This window comes from Thiomicrospira sp., from assembly GCF_036568485.1.
Taxonomy (GTDB): domain Bacteria; phylum Pseudomonadota; class Gammaproteobacteria; order Thiomicrospirales; family Thiomicrospiraceae; genus Thiomicrospira.
The window spans coordinates 1-3,607 of the sequence record NZ_DATCSL010000091.1 but is presented as its reverse complement, the minus strand read 5'-3'; the positions used below and the strand labels follow the sequence as shown (position 1 = coordinate 3,607).

Genomic DNA, 3,607 nt, shown 5'->3' with positions numbered 1-3,607 from the left:
GGTTGAAGACAAGCTGGCGTTAAACAACATATTGCGCCAAGCCAAACTGGCCGAAAAACGCCAAAGACGTTTGGATGCTATTTTAAAAACCGAGATGGATGCCATCGTGTCGATTAAAGCCGATGGCACTATTTTAGGCGCTAACCCCGCCAGCGAAACCTTGTTTGGTTATAAACTTGAACAATTAATTGGTCAAAGTGTTGACCAGCTGTTGGTTAAACCCTTCTTTGATCCTCTTAACGACTCGGATCACATCCAGTTTGAACAGAAACTGAGTCAGGTTTCTAGTTTAAGAGAGGAACGCTTAGGTATTCGTTTAAACGGTGAAGTGTTTCCGCTCGAACTGAGTTTAAGTCAAATCGAAATTGATGGTGAGTCGCAAATGATTTTGATCATGCGTGATGTCTCCGAACGCAAAACTTATGAAGCACAATTGAGCACGCTAATAGACAGACTACGCCGCAGCCAAGAGTTTGCGCATATCGGCTCTTGGGAGTGGGATATGCTTACCGACCAGTTGTTTTGGTCAAATGGTGCAGCGGATATTTTTGGCTTGGCTCCAGAGAACATGCAACTAACGATTGATGAATTTACTCAACGTATTCATGTCGATGACCAAGCGATGGTCGCTGAAGCCGTTAAACAGTGTGTGGAGCAACGTAAAACTTACGATATTGAACACAGAATTATCCGCGCTAATGGCGAAGAGTATTGGGTGCAAGAGCGTGGTGATGTTGTTTACGATGAGCAGGGAAAACCATTGCGTATGTTAGGCGTGGTCATTGATATCGATGCGAAAAAACGCGCTGAACTTGAACTGCATGAGCGACGCCGTCAACTTAAACAAGCCCAAAAACGTGCTAGATTAGGGCACTGGCGTGCTAATCTGCAAACGGGTGAGTTGAGTTGGTCGGGGGTGATTTACGATATTTTTGGCTTTGACTCCAAGGTGACGCCCAGTGTTGAGTTGTTTATGCAATCGGTGCCTGAGGACGATCAAGTTTTAGTCGAACAGAGTCATATGCAAGCCCGTCACACAGGGGTGTATGATGTCGTGCATCGCATCATTCGTCCGGATGGCAGCGTGCGTATTGTGCATGAGCTGGCAGAAATGCAACTGGATAAAAACGGTGAACCGCTTTATTTGGTTGGAACGGTGCAGGATGTTACCGAGCTTAAACAGGCTGAACAGGATTTATTGCAACAGCAATCGCAATTGCGTCAGGCGATTGAAGAAGCCGAGCATGCCAGCCAAGCGAAAACCGAGTTTTTGTCTAGTATGAGTCATGAGTTGCGCACGCCACTTAACTCTATTTTGGGTTTTGCTCAAGTGCTACATAAAGATCAGCACCTCAATGAACTGCAAAAAGATAGCTTGAACGAGATTATTCAAGCAGGCAAACATTTATTAGAACTTATTAATCAAATTCTGGACTTTGCCAGTATTGAATCCGGTCAGATAGAGCTTGCTATCGAAAACGTATCACTCAATAAAACACTAAACGAATGTTTAAGTTTGTTGCGGCCACAAGCACTCAATAAAAAGCTCGAATTGATTCTTGATTTGCCAGCAGAATTTAAGGTCAAAGCCGATCGCTTGCGCCTTAAACAAGTAATTCTCAACTTGATGTCGAATGGCATAAAATACAATCAAACCAAGGGTCAATTAAAACTGCAAGCCCAAACGAATGCGAAATTTGTACGCCTAAGCGTGATCGATAACGGCATAGGGATTCCCAGCGAAAAAATCAAAAAACTCTTTACCCCGTTTGAACGTCTGGGTCAGCAAGGAAGTGCGATTGAAGGCTCCGGCATTGGGCTTTCCATCAGCAAAACACTGATCGAGCGAATGGGCGGCGAAATCGGCGTGACATCTCGCACCGAGCCGGGTTCAAGCTGCACCACCTTTTGGATAGATATACCCTGTGCATAGTGAAACGCAAAAACTTACTCTTAACCACCAGGCCTGGTGGTCAGTTCGCTAGACTATTTAAAAAAGCGAATCGGTGATCGGTTAAAATAAGCTGCTTTATTCAACCGCCATTTTTTAGGACATCCCCGATTGTGACGCCTGTATTGTTTTTTCAAACAACTTTTTTTACGTTATCAGCTTTAGTTGCGTTTGCCGCTAATGCTGTGATTTGTCGCTGGGCACTGGAGGCGGGCTGGATTGATCCGGTGAGTTTTACCAGTTTAAGGTTGGCGTCGGGCGCGATGATGCTATGGTTGGTTATGAGTTTGGTTTGGTGGCAGAAACGTTCAAGTACCAGGCCTGGTGTTGAAATGAACCAGGTTTCAAAAGGCAGTTGGCGCGCCGCAATGATTTTGTTTATTTACGCGATTACCTTTTCTTACGGCTATATCGAAATCAGCACCGCAACTGGGGCGTTATTGTTGGCGGCGGTGGTGCAATTAACCATGATCGGTTACGCCTTGCGTGCCGGGGACCGTTTGCATGGCGCCGAATGGGTAGGGGTGGCACTGGCGTTAATCGGCTTAGCGTATTTGGTTTATCCCAAGTTAACCACGCCATCTTGGTGGGGCCTGGTGGTGATGTGTATCTCGGCTTATACCTGGGCGCTATATAGTCTAAATGGGCGGCGCTCTAAAAACCCGCTCAGCGACACGGCTTATAATTTTTACCGAACCTTGCCTTGGGTTGCCGTGTCGAGCTTGCTGTTTATTCCGTTTATGCATTTAACCACCGAAGGTATTATCTTGGCGGTCTTCTCTGGCGCGATTACCTCCGGTTTAGGCTATATTCTATGGTACAAGGCCCTGCCAAGCATCTCCTCAAGTCTCGCCTCGGCTAGCCAATTATTGGTGCCTTTGATGGCCGCGTTTGGCGCCGCTTGGTTGATTGCAGAGCCCATTACACTCCATTTTATGTTGGCGGCGCTTTTAATGATCGGCGGACTGGGACTGGTGTTGTGGGGGCGACACCGTCATCGCCGACAATCCTTAATCAGAAATCCAATGTGAGGCAGAATTATGACGGTTTATCAAACCCAACTTCAAATTCCAACCCATCAGCGCGGCACCCAAAATATCACGGCAAAAATTAATCAAGCACTCAGCCAGTCAGGGATCAAAACAGGCACATGTCATGTATTTATTCAACATACCTCCGCCTCGCTGATCATTACGGAAAACGCCGATCCGACAGTAAGGGACGATATTGAATACTGGCTGGCTTCGCGTATTACCGATGGCGATCCAAAATACCGACATAACTATGAAGGGGATGATGATATGAGCGGGCATATTCGCACGATCATGACCGACACCAGTCACACAATACCTGTAACAAATGGGCAGTTGAATTTAGGCACATGGCAAGGCTTGTTTTTATACGAACACCGCACCGAGCGTTTTGAGCGTCAACTGGTCGTAACGATACAAGGCGAATAGTGCTAACCTGAGCGGGCTAGCTACAATTTTGGCTACATCAGCACGTTTTGGGCAATAAAAAAGCCAGACTTCAATTAACGCTAAGTTATTGAAAAATCTGGCTTTAGTATCTGGCTCCCGATGCTGGACTCGAACCAGCGACATACGGATTAACAGTCCGGTGTTCTACCAACTGAACTAATCGGGAATGGTAGAC

General features: G+C 46.3%; 3 protein-coding genes and 1 tRNA gene. 3 read left to right on the top strand and 1 reads right to left on the bottom strand.

Going from position 1 to position 3,607, the window contains the following annotated elements; genetic code table 11:
* From VIM91_RS09400 to VIM91_RS09390, 3 genes are all read left to right on the top strand, one after another.
* Nucleotides 1-1,933 (top strand): PAS domain S-box protein (locus VIM91_RS09400; protein WP_331864569.1); only part of this gene is annotated, 1,933 nt, incomplete at its 5' end.
* Nucleotides 1,934-2,064: 131 nt separating this feature from the next.
* Nucleotides 2,065-2,982 (top strand): DMT family transporter, encoded by a 918-nt coding sequence (locus VIM91_RS09395; protein WP_331864568.1) that lies wholly within the window; start codon nt 2,065-2,067, stop codon nt 2,980-2,982.
* A gap of 9 nt (nt 2,983-2,991) precedes the next feature.
* The gene (locus VIM91_RS09390; RefSeq protein ID WP_331864567.1) at nt 2,992-3,411 is read left to right on the top strand and encodes a secondary thiamine-phosphate synthase enzyme YjbQ; all 420 of its coding nucleotides are present in this window, start codon (nt 2,992-2,994) and stop codon (nt 3,409-3,411) included.
* A gap of 111 nt (nt 3,412-3,522) precedes the next feature.
* Here VIM91_RS09390 and VIM91_RS09385 read toward each other — a convergent pair.
* Nucleotides 3,523-3,598 (bottom strand) — tRNA-Asn (locus tag VIM91_RS09385).
* Nucleotides 3,599-3,607: the final 9 nt, after the last annotated feature.

Coding starts and splice junctions, on each gene's coding strand:
- VIM91_RS09390 (WP_331864567.1), top strand. CDS start 2,992: ATGACGGTTTATCAAACCCAACTTCAAATTCCAACCCATCAGCGCGGC.